This is a genomic window from Bacillus sp. V5-8f (genome assembly GCF_002863565.1).
In the GTDB taxonomy this organism is placed as follows: domain Bacteria; phylum Bacillota; class Bacilli; order Bacillales; family DSM-1321; genus Peribacillus.
Genome location: NZ_PGUW01000011.1, coordinates 54,337 through 73,454, shown reverse-complemented (window position 1 = coordinate 73,454; position 19,118 = coordinate 54,337). Strand labels below are relative to the sequence as shown.

General features: G+C 38.8%; 17 protein-coding genes and 1 riboswitch. Of the genes, 5 read left to right on the top strand and 12 right to left on the bottom strand.

Going from position 1 to position 19,118, the window contains the following annotated elements; translation table 11 throughout:
• Nucleotides 1–32 precede the first annotated feature (32 nt).
• Both CUU64_RS13600 and licT read right to left on the bottom strand, forming a co-directional pair.
• Complete coding sequence (locus tag CUU64_RS13600; protein ID WP_101634284.1) at nucleotides 33–1,901, bottom strand: beta-glucoside-specific PTS transporter subunit IIABC; 1,869 nt, start codon at nucleotides 1,899–1,901, stop codon at nucleotides 33–35.
• Between the two features lie 325 nt (nucleotides 1,902–2,226).
• Nucleotides 2,227–3,060: a BglG family transcription antiterminator LicT gene (gene licT, locus CUU64_RS13595; protein WP_101634162.1), complete on the bottom strand. Its 834-nt coding sequence runs from the start codon at nucleotides 3,058–3,060 to the stop codon at nucleotides 2,227–2,229.
• A gap of 267 nt (nucleotides 3,061–3,327) precedes the next feature.
• On the opposite strand from licT, the gene CUU64_RS22945 reads away from it, so the two are divergent.
• Together CUU64_RS22945 and CUU64_RS13590 are read left to right on the top strand one after the other, a co-directional pair.
• Complete coding sequence (locus CUU64_RS22945) at nucleotides 3,328–3,519, top strand: CBS domain-containing protein (RefSeq protein WP_308302379.1); 192 nt, start codon at nucleotides 3,328–3,330, stop codon at nucleotides 3,517–3,519.
• Nucleotides 3,464–3,751 (top strand): CBS domain-containing protein, encoded by a 288-nt coding sequence (locus CUU64_RS13590; protein WP_308302378.1) that lies wholly within the window; start codon nucleotides 3,464–3,466, stop codon nucleotides 3,749–3,751. The genes CUU64_RS22945 and CUU64_RS13590 overlap by 56 nt, the downstream gene beginning before the upstream one ends.
• Nucleotides 3,752–4,002: 251 nt before the next feature.
• On the opposite strand, the gene sstT is transcribed toward CUU64_RS13590, so the two are convergent.
• Complete coding sequence (gene sstT, locus CUU64_RS13585) at nucleotides 4,003–5,241, bottom strand: serine/threonine transporter SstT (RefSeq protein ID WP_101634161.1); 1,239 nt, start codon at nucleotides 5,239–5,241, stop codon at nucleotides 4,003–4,005.
• Between the two features lie 465 nt (nucleotides 5,242–5,706).
• Between sstT and CUU64_RS13580 the strand changes: the two genes are divergently transcribed.
• From CUU64_RS13580 to ndk, 3 genes are all read left to right on the top strand, one after another.
• Complete coding sequence (locus tag CUU64_RS13580) at nucleotides 5,707–6,060, top strand: KGG domain-containing protein (protein ID WP_101634160.1); 354 nt, start codon at nucleotides 5,707–5,709, stop codon at nucleotides 6,058–6,060.
• Between the two features lie 102 nt (nucleotides 6,061–6,162).
• Nucleotides 6,163–6,579: a YndM family protein gene (locus tag CUU64_RS13575; RefSeq protein WP_257985531.1), complete on the top strand. Its 417-nt coding sequence runs from the start codon at nucleotides 6,163–6,165 to the stop codon at nucleotides 6,577–6,579.
• 508 nt (nucleotides 6,580–7,087) lie between these two features.
• Nucleotides 7,088–7,552 carry a nucleoside-diphosphate kinase gene (gene ndk, locus CUU64_RS13570; protein ID WP_101634158.1) on the top strand — a complete coding sequence of 155 codons (465 nt, stop codon included), beginning with the start codon at nucleotides 7,088–7,090 and terminating at the stop codon, nucleotides 7,550–7,552.
• Between the two features lie 70 nt (nucleotides 7,553–7,622).
• Here ndk and CUU64_RS22940 read toward each other — a convergent pair whose 3' ends face one another.
• The 9 genes from CUU64_RS22940 to CUU64_RS13525 form a co-directional block, all read right to left on the bottom strand.
• On the bottom strand, nucleotides 7,623–8,444 hold the full coding sequence (locus CUU64_RS22940) for a methyl-accepting chemotaxis protein (RefSeq protein WP_101634157.1): 822 nt from the start codon (nucleotides 8,442–8,444) through the stop codon (nucleotides 7,623–7,625).
• 173 nt (nucleotides 8,445–8,617) lie between these two features.
• Nucleotides 8,618–11,284, bottom strand: coding sequence for a putative bifunctional diguanylate cyclase/phosphodiesterase (locus CUU64_RS13560; RefSeq protein WP_101634156.1), 2,667 nt, complete (start codon nucleotides 11,282–11,284; stop codon nucleotides 8,618–8,620).
• Between the two features lie 516 nt (nucleotides 11,285–11,800).
• On the bottom strand, nucleotides 11,801–11,932 hold the full coding sequence (locus CUU64_RS23150) for an SEC-C metal-binding domain-containing protein (protein WP_219621874.1): 132 nt from the start codon (nucleotides 11,930–11,932) through the stop codon (nucleotides 11,801–11,803).
• Between the two features lie 289 nt (nucleotides 11,933–12,221).
• Nucleotides 12,222–14,198, bottom strand: a complete 1,977-nt coding sequence (locus CUU64_RS13550; protein WP_101634155.1) for a methyl-accepting chemotaxis protein — start codon at nucleotides 14,196–14,198, stop codon at nucleotides 12,222–12,224.
• A gap of 160 nt (nucleotides 14,199–14,358) precedes the next feature.
• A riboswitch (cyclic di-GMP riboswitch) is annotated at nucleotides 14,359–14,443 on the bottom strand.
• A 189-nt stretch (nucleotides 14,444–14,632) separates the two neighbouring features.
• Complete coding sequence (locus CUU64_RS13545; protein ID WP_101634154.1) at nucleotides 14,633–15,334, bottom strand: ABC transporter ATP-binding protein; 702 nt, start codon at nucleotides 15,332–15,334, stop codon at nucleotides 14,633–14,635.
• On the bottom strand, nucleotides 15,318–16,052 hold the full coding sequence (locus CUU64_RS13540) for an ABC transporter ATP-binding protein (RefSeq protein WP_101634153.1): 735 nt from the start codon (nucleotides 16,050–16,052) through the stop codon (nucleotides 15,318–15,320). Before CUU64_RS13540 ends, CUU64_RS13545 begins: the two co-directional genes overlap by 17 nt.
• Complete coding sequence (locus tag CUU64_RS13535) at nucleotides 15,991–16,983, bottom strand: branched-chain amino acid ABC transporter permease (protein WP_101634152.1); 993 nt, start codon at nucleotides 16,981–16,983, stop codon at nucleotides 15,991–15,993. The genes CUU64_RS13540 and CUU64_RS13535 overlap by 62 nt, the downstream gene beginning before the upstream one ends.
• Nucleotides 16,980–17,837, bottom strand: coding sequence for a branched-chain amino acid ABC transporter permease (locus tag CUU64_RS13530; protein ID WP_101634151.1), 858 nt, complete (start codon nucleotides 17,835–17,837; stop codon nucleotides 16,980–16,982). The genes CUU64_RS13535 and CUU64_RS13530 overlap by 4 nt, the downstream gene beginning before the upstream one ends.
• A 29-nt stretch (nucleotides 17,838–17,866) precedes the next feature.
• Nucleotides 17,867–19,108, bottom strand: coding sequence for an ABC transporter substrate-binding protein (locus tag CUU64_RS13525; protein WP_101634150.1), 1,242 nt, complete (start codon nucleotides 19,106–19,108; stop codon nucleotides 17,867–17,869).
• Nucleotides 19,109–19,118: the final 10 nt, after the last annotated feature.

The window sequence follows — 19,118 nt, the reverse complement described above, 5'->3', positions numbered from 1 at the left end:
TCATATAGGGAGACTGGCAATCTCCCTTACTGTTACACTCCTAATGCCAAGAGCTTTTCGTTAGTATTAACTAGTCCTTCATTTACTGGTGAAACGGATTGGTAACTCTGAGAGTTTGTTATAATTACTGGAGTCGTAAGGTCAAAACCTTCTGCTTCGATTGCCTCCATGTCAAAGGTTACTAAAGCATCTCCCACATTAACAATATCACCATCGTTTACATGTGCCGTGAAATGTTTGCCATCTAATTTAACGGTGTCTATTCCAATATGGATGAGGATTTCTGCTCCATTATTGCTGGTGATGCCAATGGCGTGTTTTGTTTTAAAAACTGTTGTAACTTTACCCGAGACAGGTGATACGACTTTTCCTTCTTGTGGCTGTAAAGCCACTCCTTTGCCCATGATACCAGTAGAGAACGTTGGATCATTAACTTCGCTTAATGCTTTTAACTCACCCTTCAATGGGCTGTATAGTTCTTCAGCGGCAACCATCATTTCAGATTTTGCAGCAGCTGCTTCTTCATTAGTAAAAGTTGAATCCTGCTCTCCTATCTCAGCTTCTTCAAACCCTAAAATATAAGTAATTGCAGCAGCTACAATAAAACTTACGGCAAACCCAACCATTACATAAATAAATGTGCCGCCGATGAAAATAGGAATTGAGGCTAAAGCAGGCGTTACCACTGAGCTCGCTGTCGCACCAACTGCACCTACAATCGCCCCTCCGACTGCTCCCCCTACTGCAGCTCCGATAAATGGCCTTTTCAATTTCATGTTTACACCGTACATTGCAGGTTCTGTAATACCCATAAGTGCTGTAAACGATGTGGAAGCAGCCAGAGATTTTAAATTCTTATTTTTTGCTTTAAGGTAAACTCCAAAGGCTGCACCGGCTTGACCTAAATTTGCCATACCCATTATTGGCAAAACGAAATCGCCGCCTAATTTGGAAATATTTTGGATCATGATCGGTACAAATGCGTAATGCATTCCTGTCATGATGATCAGTGAAAAGGTTCCACCAAGGATAATTCCTGTAACTAATCCCGTTTTTCCATGCAGGATACTCATCAGACCTGAAAGTCCGTTTCCAATATAACTTCCTAAAGGACCGATCACAATCAGTGTAACTGGAACAACAATTAGCAATGTTATCATAGGTGCAAAGATCGTTCTTACAGCATTCGGAACGATTCGATTTGAAAATCGATCTACATAGGATAAGAACCAAACAGCCAAAAGAATTGGGATAACAGAATAGGAATAACCGACAACCTTGATAGGCAAACCTATAAAATGAATGGTTTCAATGTTTTTGGCAGCCATCTCAACAAAAGAAGGAAATACCAAAGATGCGGCAAGAGCTCCTGCTATGTATTCATTTGTTTTAAATTTCTTTGCCGCGCTAAAAGCAAGCAAAATTGGCAAGAAGTAAAACGCTGCATCTCCAACTATATTTAAAACTTGATATGTTTCACTGTCCGTAGACATCCAGTTGAGTGATACAAATAGAGCAACAAACGCTTTCAGCATACCGGCACCAGCGATAACTGGTATCAACGGCGTGAAGCTTCCTGCAATAAAATCAAAAACCGAGCTTATGATATTTTGTTTTTCTTTTTTGATGCCGATGGAATCGTTTCCATTTTTGTTAATATTGGCAATTTTCATGATCTCTTTGTACATATCTGAAACATCGTCCCCTATGATCACCTGAAATTGACCGCCTTTTTTGGCGACACCCATGACTCCGGTTAATTTTTTTAATTCTTGTTCTTTAGCTAATTCTTCATCGCGTAAATTAAAGCGTAATCTTGTCATACAATGAACAAGGCTTTGCACATTGCTTTCTCCGCCAACCAAATCCAGAATTCTTCTAGCTAACTCTGATTTTTTCATCTCTTTTTTCCTCCCCTTTTTTGTAAAAATAAAAAACCTAAATTGACCGCCCATGGTGATAGCGGAAGCCAATTTAGGTTTTGCCTGCGTGACCAGTAACAATCCTGTAATCGAAACCTTTGAATTCAACTGAAGCCAGGAAATAAAAAAACCCAAATTGACCCGGCAAAAAAATGACGGTTCAATTTAGGTTTTGCCTGCATTATCAGTAACAATCCTAATAAAATCAAAGAATATTATTTTGTACATTTAAAATAGCATACGCTTTCAATTTTTGTCAACGCTTTCTTTTCAATAAATTGTTCCACTTTCACACCCAGTATAATTATTTTCGGTTTACCACCCGTTCAATATGAAGAGCTAAATAGGCCATTTCTTCCTTCGTTAACTCACGTTTATATTCACTTTCGACAAAAGCTTTGATTTTTTGCGTACATTCAAAAACCTCTTTATGCTTATCCTTAATCAAATCGTAAAGAAAATCATCTGCTCTATCCATCGATGTGCCGTTTAAAAGCCGTTGTGCGAAAAACTTTAGATGAGTGAGAAAACGGAAATAATTTAATGATTCCTCATCCAATTCTACTCTAAAATGGTATTTAACAATGTTTAAGACGTCCTGAACTAATTTTGTAATATTGACAACGTTCGGAATTTCTTCGTTTAGTTCTGCATTGACGATGTGCATCGCAAGGAATCCAGCTTCATCCTCTGGAAGATTAATTCCCAGCTTTTGTTGAATCATTTGTAACGCTTCTTTACCAACGGCATATTCATCCTTATATATTCTTTTAATTTCCCATAGCAATGCATTTGTTATATTCACGCCTTTTTGCTGTCGTTCAATCGCAAAGTGAATATGATCAGTTAAAGATATATAGATATTGTCATTTAACTTTCTTCCGAGTTTTACTTTCGCATGGTTTATGATTTCTTCGGATACAGTCATATATTCCATGGGAATGTCATTTAATAATTTTTGTAGCTTGTCCGATATACCTTTATTCTCTAAGGTAAAAACCTTTTCAATTCGTGCCTCGTCCACGGCATCGCCAGGCTTCTTTTGAAAAGCTATGCCTCTGCCCATTACCACTAACTCTTTCTTTTGCTCGTCAAGGACACTGATTACATTGTTGTTAATCACTTTTGCTATTTTCATTTACAGAGCCTCCACTGAATATTGCCCAAACCTAAGCCCACTACCACAACTAACAGGTCTTTTGTATCAGAATAATACTATCATTGATTCTAACCTCTAAATTTTGAACACGTCAATGTAAAAAAAATTGGTTTTTTAACAGAGTCTACCACCGTTAATGGGATAACCGATTATGTAAATTTGCAAAAACTAACAGTTTTTAACCTGAATTCCCCGGGAATTTAAAAAGTAGAACGAAAGCAACATTTTTAAAAGGGAGGAATCACATTGAAAATAGGAGAGGTAATGACAAGGGATGTGGAATCATGTCCACCGGATACCCCTATTTACGAGGTTGCACAAAAAATGAAGGACTTGGATGTGGGAGTGATTCCGATTTGTGAGGGGGACCAGCTAACCGGCCTTGCAACAGACCGCCGACTTAGTCATAAAAGCGCTGGCGAGCCAGCTGCCAAGTGATACTTCTGTATCAAAAGTGATGACAACTGACCCTGTTCGGGGAACCGTCCATATGACGGCAGAGGAAGCAGCAGATTTAATGGCTGATGTCCAGATCCGCCGTCTGCCAATCGTAGAGGATGGAAAATTAATTGGGATCGTCTCGCTTGGGGACCTCGCTGTCACAGATAAACTAGACGATGAGGCAGGAGAAGCACTTGAGGAGATTTCAAATCCAGCAGAATCAATGTAATAAGGTTCCTACTCAGGATGCCCATATTCACTTGGGCATCCCTTTTGTTTGTTTTTAAACCGGAAGACAAGGTGGCTTTTTTCTTTTAAATTCACCCTCTCATTTAAGTGTGATATAGGTGTTTTTCTGCCCTACAAAAAAACCCCTTCCGAATTTTCACCATCACATGTTTTTTCTAATTTTTACTCTACATAAAAAATGCACCCCATTATATCAACGGGGTGCATCTCATTCGCGGATAATGATATTGGTTAAGCCGCTTTTTTAATCTCTATTATTTTACCTTCTTTACGCCATTCCTTAAATTCGGCTGCCGCTGTAAAGATTACATCTGTAGATGAGTTTAGAGCCGTTTCAAAAGAGTCCTGCAGGACACCTATGATAAATCCTACTCCAACTACCTGCATAGCAATTTCATTTGGGATCCCGAACAAGCTGCATGCCAGAGGAATCAGTAATAAGGATCCACCGGCTACACCTGAGGCACCGCAAGCGCATATAGCTGCTACTAAGCTAAGCAGAATCGCTGTAGGAAGGTCCACTTGTATGCCAAGTGTATGAACCGCCGCAAGTGTTAAAACAGAAATCGTAACAGCGGCTCCAGCCATATTAATCGTAGCACCTAATGGAATCGATACTGAATAACTGTCTTTATTTAAACCTAGATTTTCACATAATTTCATATTAACAGGAATATTGGAAGCTGAACTTCGTGTAAAGAATGCTGTAACTCCGCTTTCCTTTAAGCATTTTAGAACAAGCGGGTAAGGGTTTTGCTTAATAACTGCAAAGACAATGATTGGATTCACAACTAATGCCACAAAGACCATACAGCCGATCAACACAGCAAGTAATTTCCCGTAGCTTAATAATGCCTCAATCCCATTCGTTGTAATAGACTCAAATACAAGACCCATGATTCCTAATGGGGCAAATTTAATAACCCATGAAACCATTTTGGAAATAGCATCTGAAAAATTGCCAATCAATGTTTTTGTCGTATCAGCAGCATTTCGTAAAGCCAATCCAAGAATTACCGCCCAGGTCAAGATTCCGATATAATTTGCATTCACAATGGCATTAACCGGGTTATCTACCACGTTCAGCAGCAATGTTTTGAGAACCTCTACCACACCGCCAGGAGGCGTCACACCCTCAGCACCTTTTGCAAGTGTTAAACCTACAGGAAAAATAAAGCTTGCAATAACAGCGATTAATCCAGCTAAAAAGGTCCCTAAAAGGTATAGGACGATGATGGATTTCATATTCGTTTTATGTCCACGCTTATGTTGGGCAATAGCCGACATAACCAAGAAGAGTACCAACACAGGTGCAATTGCTTTCAAAGCACCTACAAACAAAGAACCTAAAATCGAAATAGGTTTTGCAACTTCGGGAATCGTTAAGGCCAGGATGATCCCAATAATCAAACCTACAAGGATTTGCTTGACGAGACTCAACCTACTCCATTTTTTTAGTATATTAGTCATAGATGTTCCCCCATTGTATTAGATAGACTTTCTTATGCTGCTAGATATGGAGCTATTTATATCTCTCTTACACATTGTTTGCAAATGAATCAAAGATTCATCTATAGAGTATAAAATTTTTTAGACATCAACGGCTCGATTAATGGGAATTCCACCATGTTCCATCCAGAAAAGACAATTGTCTTTCTGATAAATAGTATTATAAGGTTTTTATTGATATATTACAATACTATTATAAGAATTATTTAATTATTAAAATATTCATAATATTTAAGAATATACAGCTAATCATCAGAAATCCTTACAGAAGATATACTATTTTAATAAAATTTAAGTTCTGACTCCCTTTTTTTACTTCGTCTAAAATCGATAAAAAATGCCCTTGACAATGTTTCGAATTCTGTAATCGGGGAATTGAAGTATCAGACACACTTTCTTCATAAAACGAACAAGGAGGAATGTATGATGGCTAAGAACGACAGAGAAAAGAATGGAAAAATGACGGTAGAAGAAGCAGGACGCAAAGGCGGAGAAGCTACAGCTGAAAATCACGGCAGGGAATTTTATCAGGAAATCGGACGCAAAGGCGGAGAAGCCACGGCTGAAAACCATGACAAGGAATTCTATCAAGAGATTGGACGGAAGGGTGGCGAAGCGACTTCTGAAAATCATGATAAAGAATTTTATCAAGAAATCGGTGAAAAAGGCGGAAACGCACGAGCTGAACAGCGTGATGATGACAGCGATGGAAAAATGAGCAGAGAAGAAGCTGGACGCAAGGGCGGAGAAGCAAGAGCAAGACAGCGTGAAGATGATTAAAAATCCTATCCAGAACAAAGATAGCAGAGAGAAGAAACCATCTTCTCTCTCTTTTCTATATGTTCCGGTATTTATTCTAAAATGCATAAGGGATAACCATATATAAGGGAGGAAAAGAGATCGAAACATGCAAAACCCATTCTCATCAAGTTTGTAATGATCGCAGTTGCTTTAGGAATGATTCTTCCAGGAGCGTTCCATTTAGAACTTAATGAACTTTTGTTAATCAGCTTATCTTTAACAGCCCTTACCTATTTTCCTGGTGACCTATTCATTTTCCGTATGATCGGGGATCAATCAGACCCGGATAAAAGAAATGTTATTACCACCGCTTTTGATGCCGTATTGGCTTTTTTGATCATCTGGATTATGGGTGAAATCCTGTTTTCTCATGATGACGGCCTGATAACAGTCTCTCTCATATGTGCTGTAATTATTAGTGTATGCGAGTGGATCTTCCATAAATATCTTGATTACTACGTATTTGATCAAAAACAACATCGTAACGCTACTCACTAATATATCTTTTGTAACCCCATTAGACATGGAATATGGCTGCTAATGGGGTATCTTGGCTGCATTGTTATAGCAACGAATCAAACTTAGATGGCATACATACGATAAGTAATGATTTAATAAGAAGGGGCGCAATCTTTTTTGTGCTCTGTTTTTGTGTTTCTAGGTTACAAAACTTCTGTATGACAGACTGGTACTCTGTTGTAGAATGCTGGTAAAACTACTAAAGTATTATTATTTTCTCATTCCTGCTTAAGCCTGTTTTTCTGCGTAATGTATCTTGGAGTCCCAGTTTGAATTTTCATGAGTGATTGAAAAGTGACGGTCTTACCTCACCACCTGTATGCTGATGTTTTAAAATTTTCTAGTTATGAGTTGGTTTGAAATTTGTGATTTTTATCCATAATGAATAAGGATACAGAACTAATTCCTAAGAAGAGGTAAAGTACACCATGAGTGGGGATGTTTCTGATAAAGACATTTATAGTTATTTTATCAAAGAGGTGATCGTATGGCATTACAGCGCACGTTTATTATGGTAAAGCCTGATGGAGTGCAACGAGGATTAATCGGAGAAATCATCAAACGCTTTGAACAAAAAGGTTTTACGTTATTAAATGCAGAGCTTATGACAGTGGACCGCGCTAAAGCTGAATATCATTATATGGAACATCAGGAGAAGCCATTCTTTGGCGAATTAGTGGAGTTTATTATATCCGGTCCTGTTTTTGCAATGGTCTGGGAAGGGGAAAATATAATTGAAGTTTCTCGCCTCATGATTGGCAAGACAAGTCCCTCGGAAGCAATGCCAGGTACAATTCGCGGAGATTTTGCAAATATAAAAGAAGAGAATGTAATCCATGGTTCGGATTCTCTCTTAAGTGCAGAACGGGAAATCGAGAATTTCTTTGGTTTTTTGAAAAAACGTACTACAAAGGACGATGATCTTCCATTCGAGGGTAGACAATCGGTTTAAAAGCATTAAATAAATCCCCTTATGTCAAAAGCACCCCAATTGTTTATCAATTGGGGTACAGTTCAATCATTTACAATTTTTCGGCAAATTGATTTAATTTTTCTGACATTTTTTGAAGTTCTTCTAGAACGGCCGATATATTTTGAATCGAAGATGCCTGATCCATCCCAATGGAGTTCATTTTTTGGATAGATTGCACAATTTCAGCGGTAGCATCCTGAGATTGCAATAATGTCTCGCGAATTTTGTTGGTAGATGTAACTGTTTCATTCGATAGTTTTCGAATTTCGTTAGCTACAATTCCGAATCCTTTGCCTTTTTCTCCGGCATGCGCGGCCTCAATAGCTGCATTTAAGCCTAATAAATTAGTTTGCTCAGCAATTTTTTTAATGATTTGTAATACTTCGCCGGATTTTTTTACATCTTCCGTCACATGCTGTGATTCTGCTATAAGCTGCTGTGTAAAGTCCGCTAAAGAAACCGCTCCCGTTGAAACGTCGCTCATGCCTTCATTAACTTTAGTTAGTGAATGCATCATTTGGTCAGCCATAAGCCTCAGTTCGGTTTGCCTTCGCATGGCAATCCCCATGCCACCGATCATTGTACCTGCTATATCATAAATAGGCATGGCCCTTGCTGTAAATTCAAATCCATAGACATGCTCAGGAACATTTACATGAATAGATGTTCTTTGTTTCATGGCCTGTGCGATTGGAGTTTGCGGATGTAGAACATCCCCTACATTTATGCCAAGGTTTACACTCTCACCGGGAAAAACACCAACTACCTTTTCCAAATTAGAGATTGTAATTGACGAATCCACTGGTAAACAGTCTTTTATCAATGGCACAGCAGCAATTAAATTCTCTAATGAAGCAATCTTTCCAACCATTCGTAACCCCCATAATTATAAACTCTATAAAACTTATCCCTATCATACTAAGCAATGTCCAATGTACAAATATATTTAGTAAAATGAAATACTCAGTACGATACAGTCCTATTTAACCACCGTTTTCATAGTACTATTCTACCTCATATTACCACTATATTACAACTAAGTTATTATTGTGCTGTTTCAATCTTCGTGCTACTACTCATTGCTAAACTTTCGTCCACACATAAGAATTCTGCCATCTTTATTTTACTGATGGGAGGACTAAACAAATAACCCTGAAGCTCATCGCATCCCATTTGTACCAGTAGATCTCTTTCTTTCTCTGTTTCTACTCCTTCCGCTACTACATTTAAATCAAGTCCATGGGCAATATCAAGAACGGATGAAACTAATAATGCTTTTTTTACATCCTGATCAATTCCCTCAATAAATTGGCGGTCAATCTTAATTTCGTCAATTGGAAGATGCAATAGTTGGTATAAGGACGAATATCCCTTTCCAAAGTCATCGATCGAAATGTGGACATCTAAACTTTTCAGCTTATAGATGACTTCCGCCACATGCTTGGCATCTTTAATAAAAACACTCTCCGTGATCTCTAATTTTAAAAATTTGGGGTCCATCCCCGATTCATCCAAAGTCTTCTTTATCATTGAAACCAAATAATCCTGTTGAAAGTGCTTGGCGGATAAATTTGCAGACACCGGAATTTGTGCTAAGCCTTGATCATGCCATTCCTTGTTTTGTTTACAAGCCTCCATGAGTGCCCACTCATCAATCTGCAGGATCAATCCAATTTCCTCTGCAATCGGAATGAAGGTGGATGGAGAAACAAACCCCAAAACCGGGTCATGCCAACGCATCAACGCTTCCATGCTTGTTACCATCCCAGCTCTAGTCTTCGGTTGATAAAATAGCTCAAAATCACCTTTCTCAACCGCTTGGCGTAATGCATTTTCAATCAATAGGCGTTCTTGGAATCTGTCTCTCATGGATTCATCAAAAAATTGCGGGACATTTCCGCCTTTTTCCTTTGAAAGATACATCGCTGAGTCCGCGCACTTTACCAGAGTATCCAAGTCCGTTCCATCCTCCGGATACATGCTGATTCCTATACTGGCGGTAATATATAGCGTTTGTCCTTGAATCGAAAAGCATGTTGAAAATTCTTTAAGGATTCTTTCTAGTGTTTCGGAGACTTCTTCTTGGCCTTCCACACAATGGACAACAACAAATTCATCCCCGCCAAGCCGAAAAACCTCTCTTTCGCTATTCTGTAAGGAACGCAGTTTACTCGCCGTCAACTGAAGGAGTGTGTCTCCGGCGTCATGGCCTAACGTGTCATTGATTCGCTTAAACTGATTTAAATCAATAAAAATAACCGCTAAATGTTTCGTCGCATTATTTGTAATAAGCTGCTTCACATAAGTTTGGAAATGAAGGCGGTTGGGCAATCCGGTCAATACATCATAAAAAGCTAATTGATGCAGCTGTTCTTCTGACTCTTTTAATTTTTTTGTCCGGTCCCTAAGCTGTTCATTCATTTCATGGCTTTCTTGAAATAATTCTTTTAGCTTATCAGCCATCTTCATCAAATTTCGGGTGAGCAACCGCAATTCTGCTACGTTACTTTGCGGCCACTCTACCGTTTCTAGATGAAATAGTTTCTGAGGCAAACCTGTCGTTACAACCGTCAATTGCTTTAAGTTATTCATTAATATTCGACTGACAACCAGTATGAGAAGTACCGTTCCTAAAGCAAATACGAGTGAATAACCGAGTTTATCCAAAAAATCACGATATATGTACTCCTGGTATTTAACAATCGGAAACTCAATGTTTATATTAAGCGATAAAGGATCAACAGGTTTAACATAAACATATTTTCCTGCCTCCCATTTAATAATAGGCAAGCCGTCATCTTGTCCTTTTGGCAGCACCCGATAAACATTATTTGAAACCTTTTTGATATCATACGTATGCTGCCAATCATACTTTTCCTTTACAGAAATCGTGTTTGAAGTGGAAACGATTACATCGTTGTGAAAACCCGAAATAACAATATCAAAATCACGTGATTTTTTTTGCTGAACAACCTTATCTAATTTGTCCATTTGAGTGCTTCCGTATAAAGACAGCTTCCTAAGATCATCCGCATTCCATAGGAGCAGCTCTTGTTCAATTTGAATGATATTACTCTTAGCTTGCCTTTCTATATCATGAATAAATTCATGTGAATTCCTTGTATTTGTCAGAACACTTAAGCAAAAAGGAATTAGAATTGAGATTAACGTTACATGAGTTAGAAATTGGTGAATGGATACGTGATTTTTATTTAATTTAGCTAGTAGTTTGTAAAAAGGAAAATAGGCTAAAAGCATATCTGCAATCAGGACATTAAAAAGCCCATTGAAGAAATCTTTAGACATGACAAAATATAAAGCATTCTCGGATAAGGCAGTGCGATTGAGGTAAAATATGGAGGCCAAGCCAATAGTCAACCAAAAAAGTGCATCAACAAAGATCATCTTTGCCTTTCTGCCCCTATAGAAGAACGCTTCAACAAATATAATTTCTAATAGGACAATCGTATGTCCAAATATACTTGTAAAATTGTGGGGTACAAAAAGAAAAGCTAGCATTCCTGCTATAATGGAATGAGCAAGGCCGAATAGCCGAAGCATGAGAAACATGAAAATACTGGTAAAAGTGAAGGTGATTCCATAAACTAAAGTTAATTTAAAACTTGAACAAAAAAGAACTAGACCCAAGATAGAGATAAAAAGAAATGTTTTACCATTAAATTGCAAGAATAGACTTTTCATTCCAACCATTTCTATCATCCTATCTAAAAAAGTAACTTCATAACTTCTATTACTAAATTACCAATTTCATATAAAGTAACGTAAGGCAATTTTGAAACGCAAAAGAATCAAAATTTCCGCGCTCACCTATATTAGGATATTAACTTTGCACCATTAATAATATCATAATGTGAATAATTTGAATATATTGGAATAGTTCAAAAGTCTTATCACTATTAGAACCGTGACCATAAGGTCATTTCATCCTTAGGCCATAGCGAAGTTCTGTTTCGTTATCTCCCCCAGTCGTTTCACCGCAGTGGCGTGTCTGTCTTGAAAAAGAACGAAGGGCTTTGGAAATTTTAACACCCCATAAGGCTGCCCGTCGCACAAAAATCCACTCTCTCTAAAAATAAAGGGGCTCTGACCCATTTTTGTAATTAATTGTTACATCATACCGAGAGAACTCTAAGGCTAAAAGTAACAACATTGCCAAATATCAGCCTTTTAGCAACTTTGGATTTTATATCATAATTCAATGGAGGTTTAAGCTTGACCGCAGCATTTTTTGTATTTCTTACCGCTTCCACAAGGAAAAGGGTCATTTCGGCCAATTGTTTTTCTACTGTTAAAATCAATTACATTTGATTTTAGAATCTGAGCTGGCGCCGCAGACAATTCTATTACGGGTTTCCTTACTTGAGAATTTCATAGACTTAGGAATTCTCTTACTGAACCAGCACCTCACACATTTATTAAGACATGGAAGAGATCTTCCCTCATAAAGATTTGAACAACAAAAGGAGCCCAACTTAGTGAACTCCTAATATTTGTAACTATTTTACATTTCGCTTCTTCAAAGGTTCTTTTCCGACTTCACGATTTTTTAAAAATTAAATTAGTAGTTGAAGATATTCAGATTTAGCAGTGTTTACCCTTTTTACACACAAAAACGGAGGTGATTCACTTATATTTTAAACCGTTTCAATAAGTCACTCATTTCTTCAGCGAACTTCGCAGTTTGTTCGATTGAAGCCGTAATATCTTGGATAGAAGATAATTGTTCTTCTGAAGAAGCTGCAACTTCACGGATGTATCTTGTTGATTCAAGTGATTTCTCCGAGTTACCTTTGATGACTTGTTCCACATCTTCTACTTTAGAAAGCAGTTTTTCTATTTCTATAAATATCTTATCTACTTCCTTAGACGACTCGTTTGACGAATGGTATACCTGTTGCAAGCTTCCATTGACATCTTGTAATCTTTCCATACCAGTTCCAAACTTACTTGTTCCGGATTCCATCTCGACAACTGCATTAGCAGTCTCTGTTTGTATCTCATTTACAAGTTTAGAAATTTGTTGCGCTGATTGAGCAGATTCCTCTGCTAACTTTTTCACTTCATTAGCGACAACAGCAAATCCTTTTCCGTGTTCGCCAGCTCTTGCTGCTTCAATAGAAGCATTTAATGCCAGTAAGTTGGTTTGTGCTGCGATATTAGTAATCATTTCAACGATATTGCCAATTTCAGATGAACGATTCCCTAAATTTTTTACAATTTCGGATGAACCACGAACCGAATCCTGTATGTCAGACATTTGAGATAACAAAGAAATAACGTCCTCATTCGCTTGTTCCACTACTTGGTAAGAATTCTTTGTTTTCTCAGATACCAATGAAGAATGATCTTTTATTTCTGACACACTTTGTGTAATCCCATTCATTGATTCCAAATTCTTTTTGTTTCCTATTTCTTGTTCCGTAGAGATTCCGGCTGCAATTTGAACATTATTTGTAACGACACCGGATAGCTGCACCATTTCATCAGCGTGGTGTGATAGGACAGACGTGTGTTCAGCAACAACCTCTCCTTTATGCAAAATCCCGCCGATTAAATCCTGCAAACTATCAAGCAAAGAATTAAAGCTATCTGCTAATTTCCCGACTTCATCTTTTCTATTGATGCTGAGTCTTTGAGTTAAATCACCCTCGTTGTTTGCTAATTCTTCTATTTTATCCGTAACTTCTTTTAACGGTTTTAAGGATCTAAAATTGATGACGTAACTAATAATTGCGCTTAGCAGAATAACTGCGACTGTAATGATAATAAAATAATTTAAAAGGGAGTTTGCATCAGCAAAAGCTTCGCTTGTTGGAACGGAAATCATAATGCCCCAATCCATTTCTTTTGCTTTACTATAAAAAATTAGACTGTTTTCGCCATTAAAGTTTGTTTCGATTACGCCTGTTTTACTATTGATACTTTTCTCAACTAATTGATCCAAATCACTATTTTTATAATCTGAAATTTTCTTATTAAGAGTATCCTCTTTATTTTGGCCTGCAACAATCGTGCCATCGCTCGTAAAGACGGTAACATACCCGCTATTCCCTAATTTTATGTTAGAGATGATATTGATTAGGCTTTCTATTTGGCTGCCGCTCGATGCAACTCCGACAACCTCTCCATTATGACCATATACTGGAGAGGAGGCTAATACGATTGGTGCTCCGTTTAAACCTGGGGATGCCGAAGGAACTGGATTATAGGCTTTTGTTAGTTTTTCCATACCACCTTTATAGTGTTCATAATGACTAGCCGGTATTTTATTCCCGCCCAAATATAAGAATCCTTCAGCACTCATAAAGGCAAATGCATCTGGGTTATCCAATCTTTTGGCTATTCCAATGCCCAAAGCATCTGCTTTTTTAACATTGCTTGTTTTTAATTCATCCGATTCAGCGATATATTCCATTGTTTCTTGTTTACCTTTTATCCATATATCTATATTCGCTTTTACCGATTCCAGTTGGCTATAAGCTTGATCTTGAAATCTTTCATATAGAAAGTCTTTTGCTTTCATATATCCAAATGCGGAAATACTGATCATGGATATTGTAATTAATAAACTGATCACTAACGTATTTTTAACAACTAACCTCATGACGCCACTCTCCATATATTCTGAAATAGCTTCTTTAAACCAAACACCAAATCTTACAAACTATCTAAAATGACCTATAGTAACATTTTCTGCGTTTCATAATCCACAAAATAAAAATCCACCCTAAAAAGGTGGATTCATGGAACATAAAGCCATCTTATTAGGTAACCCAGCTGCCCTAACAATACTGTCTTAGGCCTGCGGCTTTGCGTCCCTACCTTTCGATAGGTTTGCCATTTCTTAAGAAAAAAGTAATGTATTAAATTTTTAGCACATCTTGAAGAATTCAATTACTTTATAATGACTTTACGTTTTATCACCTGCCGCACTGATTTTGTATAAATATATTACTTTTTACCTAATCTTTATCGGATAATATTTGAAGTTGTTTAATTTAGTTCTTTGCTCCTACTCAATCCCCATGCATGTTGATATTAAATCCCAAGGTAAATCTCCCTTAGACTATTATCGTTAAGTAAATTGGAGGGGGAGCCTATGAAAGAAATTCGCCCATTATCCATTACAGCTATTCGATCTGTAATCGTTAGAGCAACATCAACATTTTGCTCTACGAGTAAAATCGTAACACCACTTTCTTTAATAACCCTTATTTGTTCAAATATTTCGCTAACTACAAGCGGTGCAAGCCCAATCGAAGGTTCATCAAGGATTAATAGCTTGGGAGAGGTCATGAGTGCTCTACCGATTGCCACCATTTGCTGCTGGCCTCCGGACATCGTTCCCGCATATTGGGATTCCCGTGCTTTTAAAATCGGGAATAATTGATGTACATATTCCAATCGTTCGCCAATTTGTTGTTTCTTGATATTTAATCCACCCATCATCAGATTTTCCAGCACCGTCATTTCAGGAAAAAGGCGCCGGCCTTCCGGACAATGAGTAATACCTAAACGTGCAATTTTATGGGCAGGCAAGCCGTGTATGGCCTTCCCTTCAAATTTTATTTCTCCCTCATTCGGCATGATTAACCCACTAATACATCGAAGCAAAGTTGTTTTACCAGCTCCATTGGGGCCAATAACCGATAGCATTTCTCCCTGATGGATATGCAGCTCAAGCTGATTGATCACCCGTGCTTTGCCATAACTTACAGATAGATTATTGATTGTAAGCAAAATTCCAACTCCTATCACCAAGATATGCCTTTAGCACCCTTTCATTTTTGACTACATTTTGAGGGATATCATCCGCTATTAATTCACCGAAATTTATCGCTATTACCCTCTTAACCATTTTCATCAATTCTTTTAATTTGTGTTCTATAATAATAATGGTCATGCCTTCCTTATGCATTTGGAGAAGAAGTTTCGATAAACTTTCTATTTCGGCAGAGTTTAATCCTGCAAAAGGTTCATCTAGCAAGAGGAGGTCCGGGTTTGTAGCAAGAGCACGCGCCATTTCCAGACGCCTTAAGTCCCCCTGGGGCAGATTTCCTGCTAATTGCTGCTTGCTTCCCCATAATCCCACCTCCTGTAATATTCTTTCGATCCGTTCTGAACGATTTCCCCCGCTATCCTTTGATGGCCTTACAATGTCCACATTGTCATACACAGTTAATTCCTGAAATGGCCTTGGCACTTGGAAGGTTCTAGTCAATCCTTCCCTCACAATGAGATGGGGCTCCTTTCCCGTGACATCCTTCCCTTTCACAAAAACGGAGCCCGAACTAGGCCGCTGCACCCCGCTAATCAAATGGAACAGAGTGGTCTTACCCGCTCCGTTCGGTCCGATAATTCCAACAAATTGCCCTTGTTCTACAGAGAAGGAAACCTCATTGACCGCTTTTACTTTTCCGTAAATTTTCGTTAACTTCTCCACCATAAAGAAACTCATCAGCTTTCCCTCTCCTTGCTTCCTTTTTCTGCTTGATTACAGACCACAGGCTAGCGATGCCTTTTGGCAATAGCAAGAGAAAAACGATTAATAAACCAGCGTATATTAAATCTTGATACTGTTGGGTCCCCCGAAGCCATTCCGATAAGAATGTCAACCCATAGGCTGAGACTAACGGACCAACAATGGTTCCCATACCGCCTACTACTCCCATAATCAGAATGGTTGCCGACTGCCAAACATCGAAAACGTTGGGGCTGACATGACGCAAATAAAGGGAAAGCAAGCCTCCTCCCAGCCCGGAAATAATCCCGCTAAGGATAAAAGCAAACAATTTATACCTTTCAACGTTGTTTCCAATTGCAGCACAGGCCACTTCGTCTTCTTTTATTGCCAATAAGATTTTCCCGATTCTCGATCTCGAAATGTACAAGATCACCAAAACGGAAATCAGCATGAACACAAGCGTTACGTAATACAATTCCATGCGTGTTAACGGAACAGCTACATTAAGCCCGAATTCGCCTCCGCTTACATCCCTGTATGTATATGCCAGTTGGTGCAATATTAACGGTAAAACCATGGTGGTTAAGGAAAAGAAGGGTCCATTTAACTTTAGGCTTGGAATACCGATGATGACGCTTGCAACCACAGCAGCAATGACCCCGATCATCAAAGACAGAAATATTCCCATCGAATCATGCAAAATGCCGACTGAATAAGCACCTATTCCTATGAATAAGGCTTGCCCTAGGTTTAACTTGCCGGTATAGCCTGAAACAATATCCCAGCTGACTACAAACACAGCATAAAGATTGGCCATGGTGAGAATGGATAAGACATAAAATGAATCGATTATAAACGGCAGCAAGGCCAGGGTAAGAGTAAGGACAATGACTAATCCAAATGAATATTTATTTTTCTTTATCATCGTTCACTCACCCCTTTCGAAAACAAACCCTTGGGCCGGTATATCAATGCAAGAATCATAATAGAAAACGTTACGGCATCCTTTAATTGTGGTGTGATGGCGTAAGAGGTAATCATTTCTGCATACGCTACAATCACCGCTCCCAGCAGCGTACCCCAGACATTACCAAGGCCTCCCAAAACGACAATCGTAAATGCGACCAGAATAGGAGACCATCCCATTGCCGGCGTAACAGTTAAGAATGGAGCGACCAATATTCCTGCAATGGCAGCAAATGCTGAAGATAGTCCAATAACAAATAGGGACACTCGCTCAGCATTTACCCCAAGCATTGATGCCATTTCACGATCTTGTGAAACAGACCGGATAATTCGTCCCATATTCGTCTTGCTTAACAGCCACCATAGGAGGAGCAAGAGGACAATCGTAACACCTACCGCAAACATTTGCTGATATGTTACACGTACCCCGATTACATTCATTCCTCCTGAGAAAATGGATGGCACAAATCTAGGCTCCGGACCAAAACCAATCACAATCACCTGTTCTATAAACATTGCAAATGCCCATGTGATAATCAATATCTGGGTTTCCATATTACGCATTGGTTTGATCAGGATCCAATAGCTTAAAATAGCCAAAATAATCGTGATCAACACTGATCCCATCGCTACCCAAAACATCCCAATACCCGATGTAGCAAGGAGGTAAGAAGAGTAGCAAGCAAACATAAAAAGTGCTCCATGGGCAAGATTTAATATCTTGGCCACACCAAAGATGAGTGAAAATCCAAGTGCAATCATCGAATAAATAGCAGTCCAAATTGCACCGAACACGATAATATCTGCAATCATGTGATCCCCCTTCTCTTGTGTCCCCCTTTTTATTTGTTGATCCAGGCTGGTTTGACCGCTTTCCCGGTAGCCAGACTTTCCGGCCAGACACTCACCATCTTCCCATCCTGCCACTGGACATATGTGAATGGTACAAAATCTTCTCCAATTGTGTATCCATGGTCTTTACTAAACTTTATTTTCCCTGAAGCTCCTGTGAACGTACCATTTTCCAATGTTTGGACAAGCTTATCTGAATCAAGCGTTTTGGCTTGTTTGATAGCGTCAGCAACTAAATAGACCCCATCATAGGTAGTAATTCCTGTGTAAGAACCCGGCTCTCTTTTATAAATTTTTGTGAAGTTATCCCAGAATGGAATTGATTTTTCTGTTATTTCAGCCCGCACCCCATGTTTCCAGCTCAGGAGTCCATTAGCTTTTCCCTCGGTTTGTTGCCAGAATTCAGGGCTTTGCGCCTGTACATTGTAACCTGTGATTTCAACAGGAATTTGCCTCTCAGCCCACTGTCTTGCAAATGCGATACCTTGGTTGGCCGAGAATAACGTCATCGCAACTTCAGCACCGCTTTGTTTCAATTTCGACAACTCAATCGAGAAATCTTCCGTATCAGTTGGCGGCCGCTCCAACAGGACAATATTATCTTTATATTTTTCTTCAAAAGCTTTAGCGATTGGATCAACCCATACCGCGACTTCTGCAATTAAGGCTAGCTTCTTAAAACCTTCTTTTTTGACCATTTCATCAAACTGCTTCATGAATCCTTCGCCCAACTGCGTGGAATTCAACATAGGCCGGAATGTATATTTGTTCATTTCGTAGTCCTTGGCAACATTGTCTGTCACTACAGGCGAAGCAGAACCAGTCACCATAAAAAGCTTCTTGTTTTCCATAACGATGGGCTGAACGGCAAGTGCTACTTCACTTCTGTGCTCCCCTACAATCACATCCACTTTGTCTTGAAATAAAAGACGTTCTACAACCGCACGCCCTTCTTCAGGATTTGCTTTCGTATCTCCATAAACAGCCTCAATCTTACGGCCATCTATACCCCCAGCGGCATTAATTTCATCAATAGCCATTTTGGCCGCATCTTTAATTTCCTTTCCAGCCGCCAGCTGAAAAGCACCGATGACTCCCATCTTTAGAGGCTTATTGCTGTCATTTTCACCTGAAGACTCCGAGGACCCGTTACAGCCAGCCAGAAAAATACTTGTTATTAATGTTAAGGCCAAGATGAAGGTTAGTTTAGATCTCCATGCTTTAAGGAACATACTTTTTCCC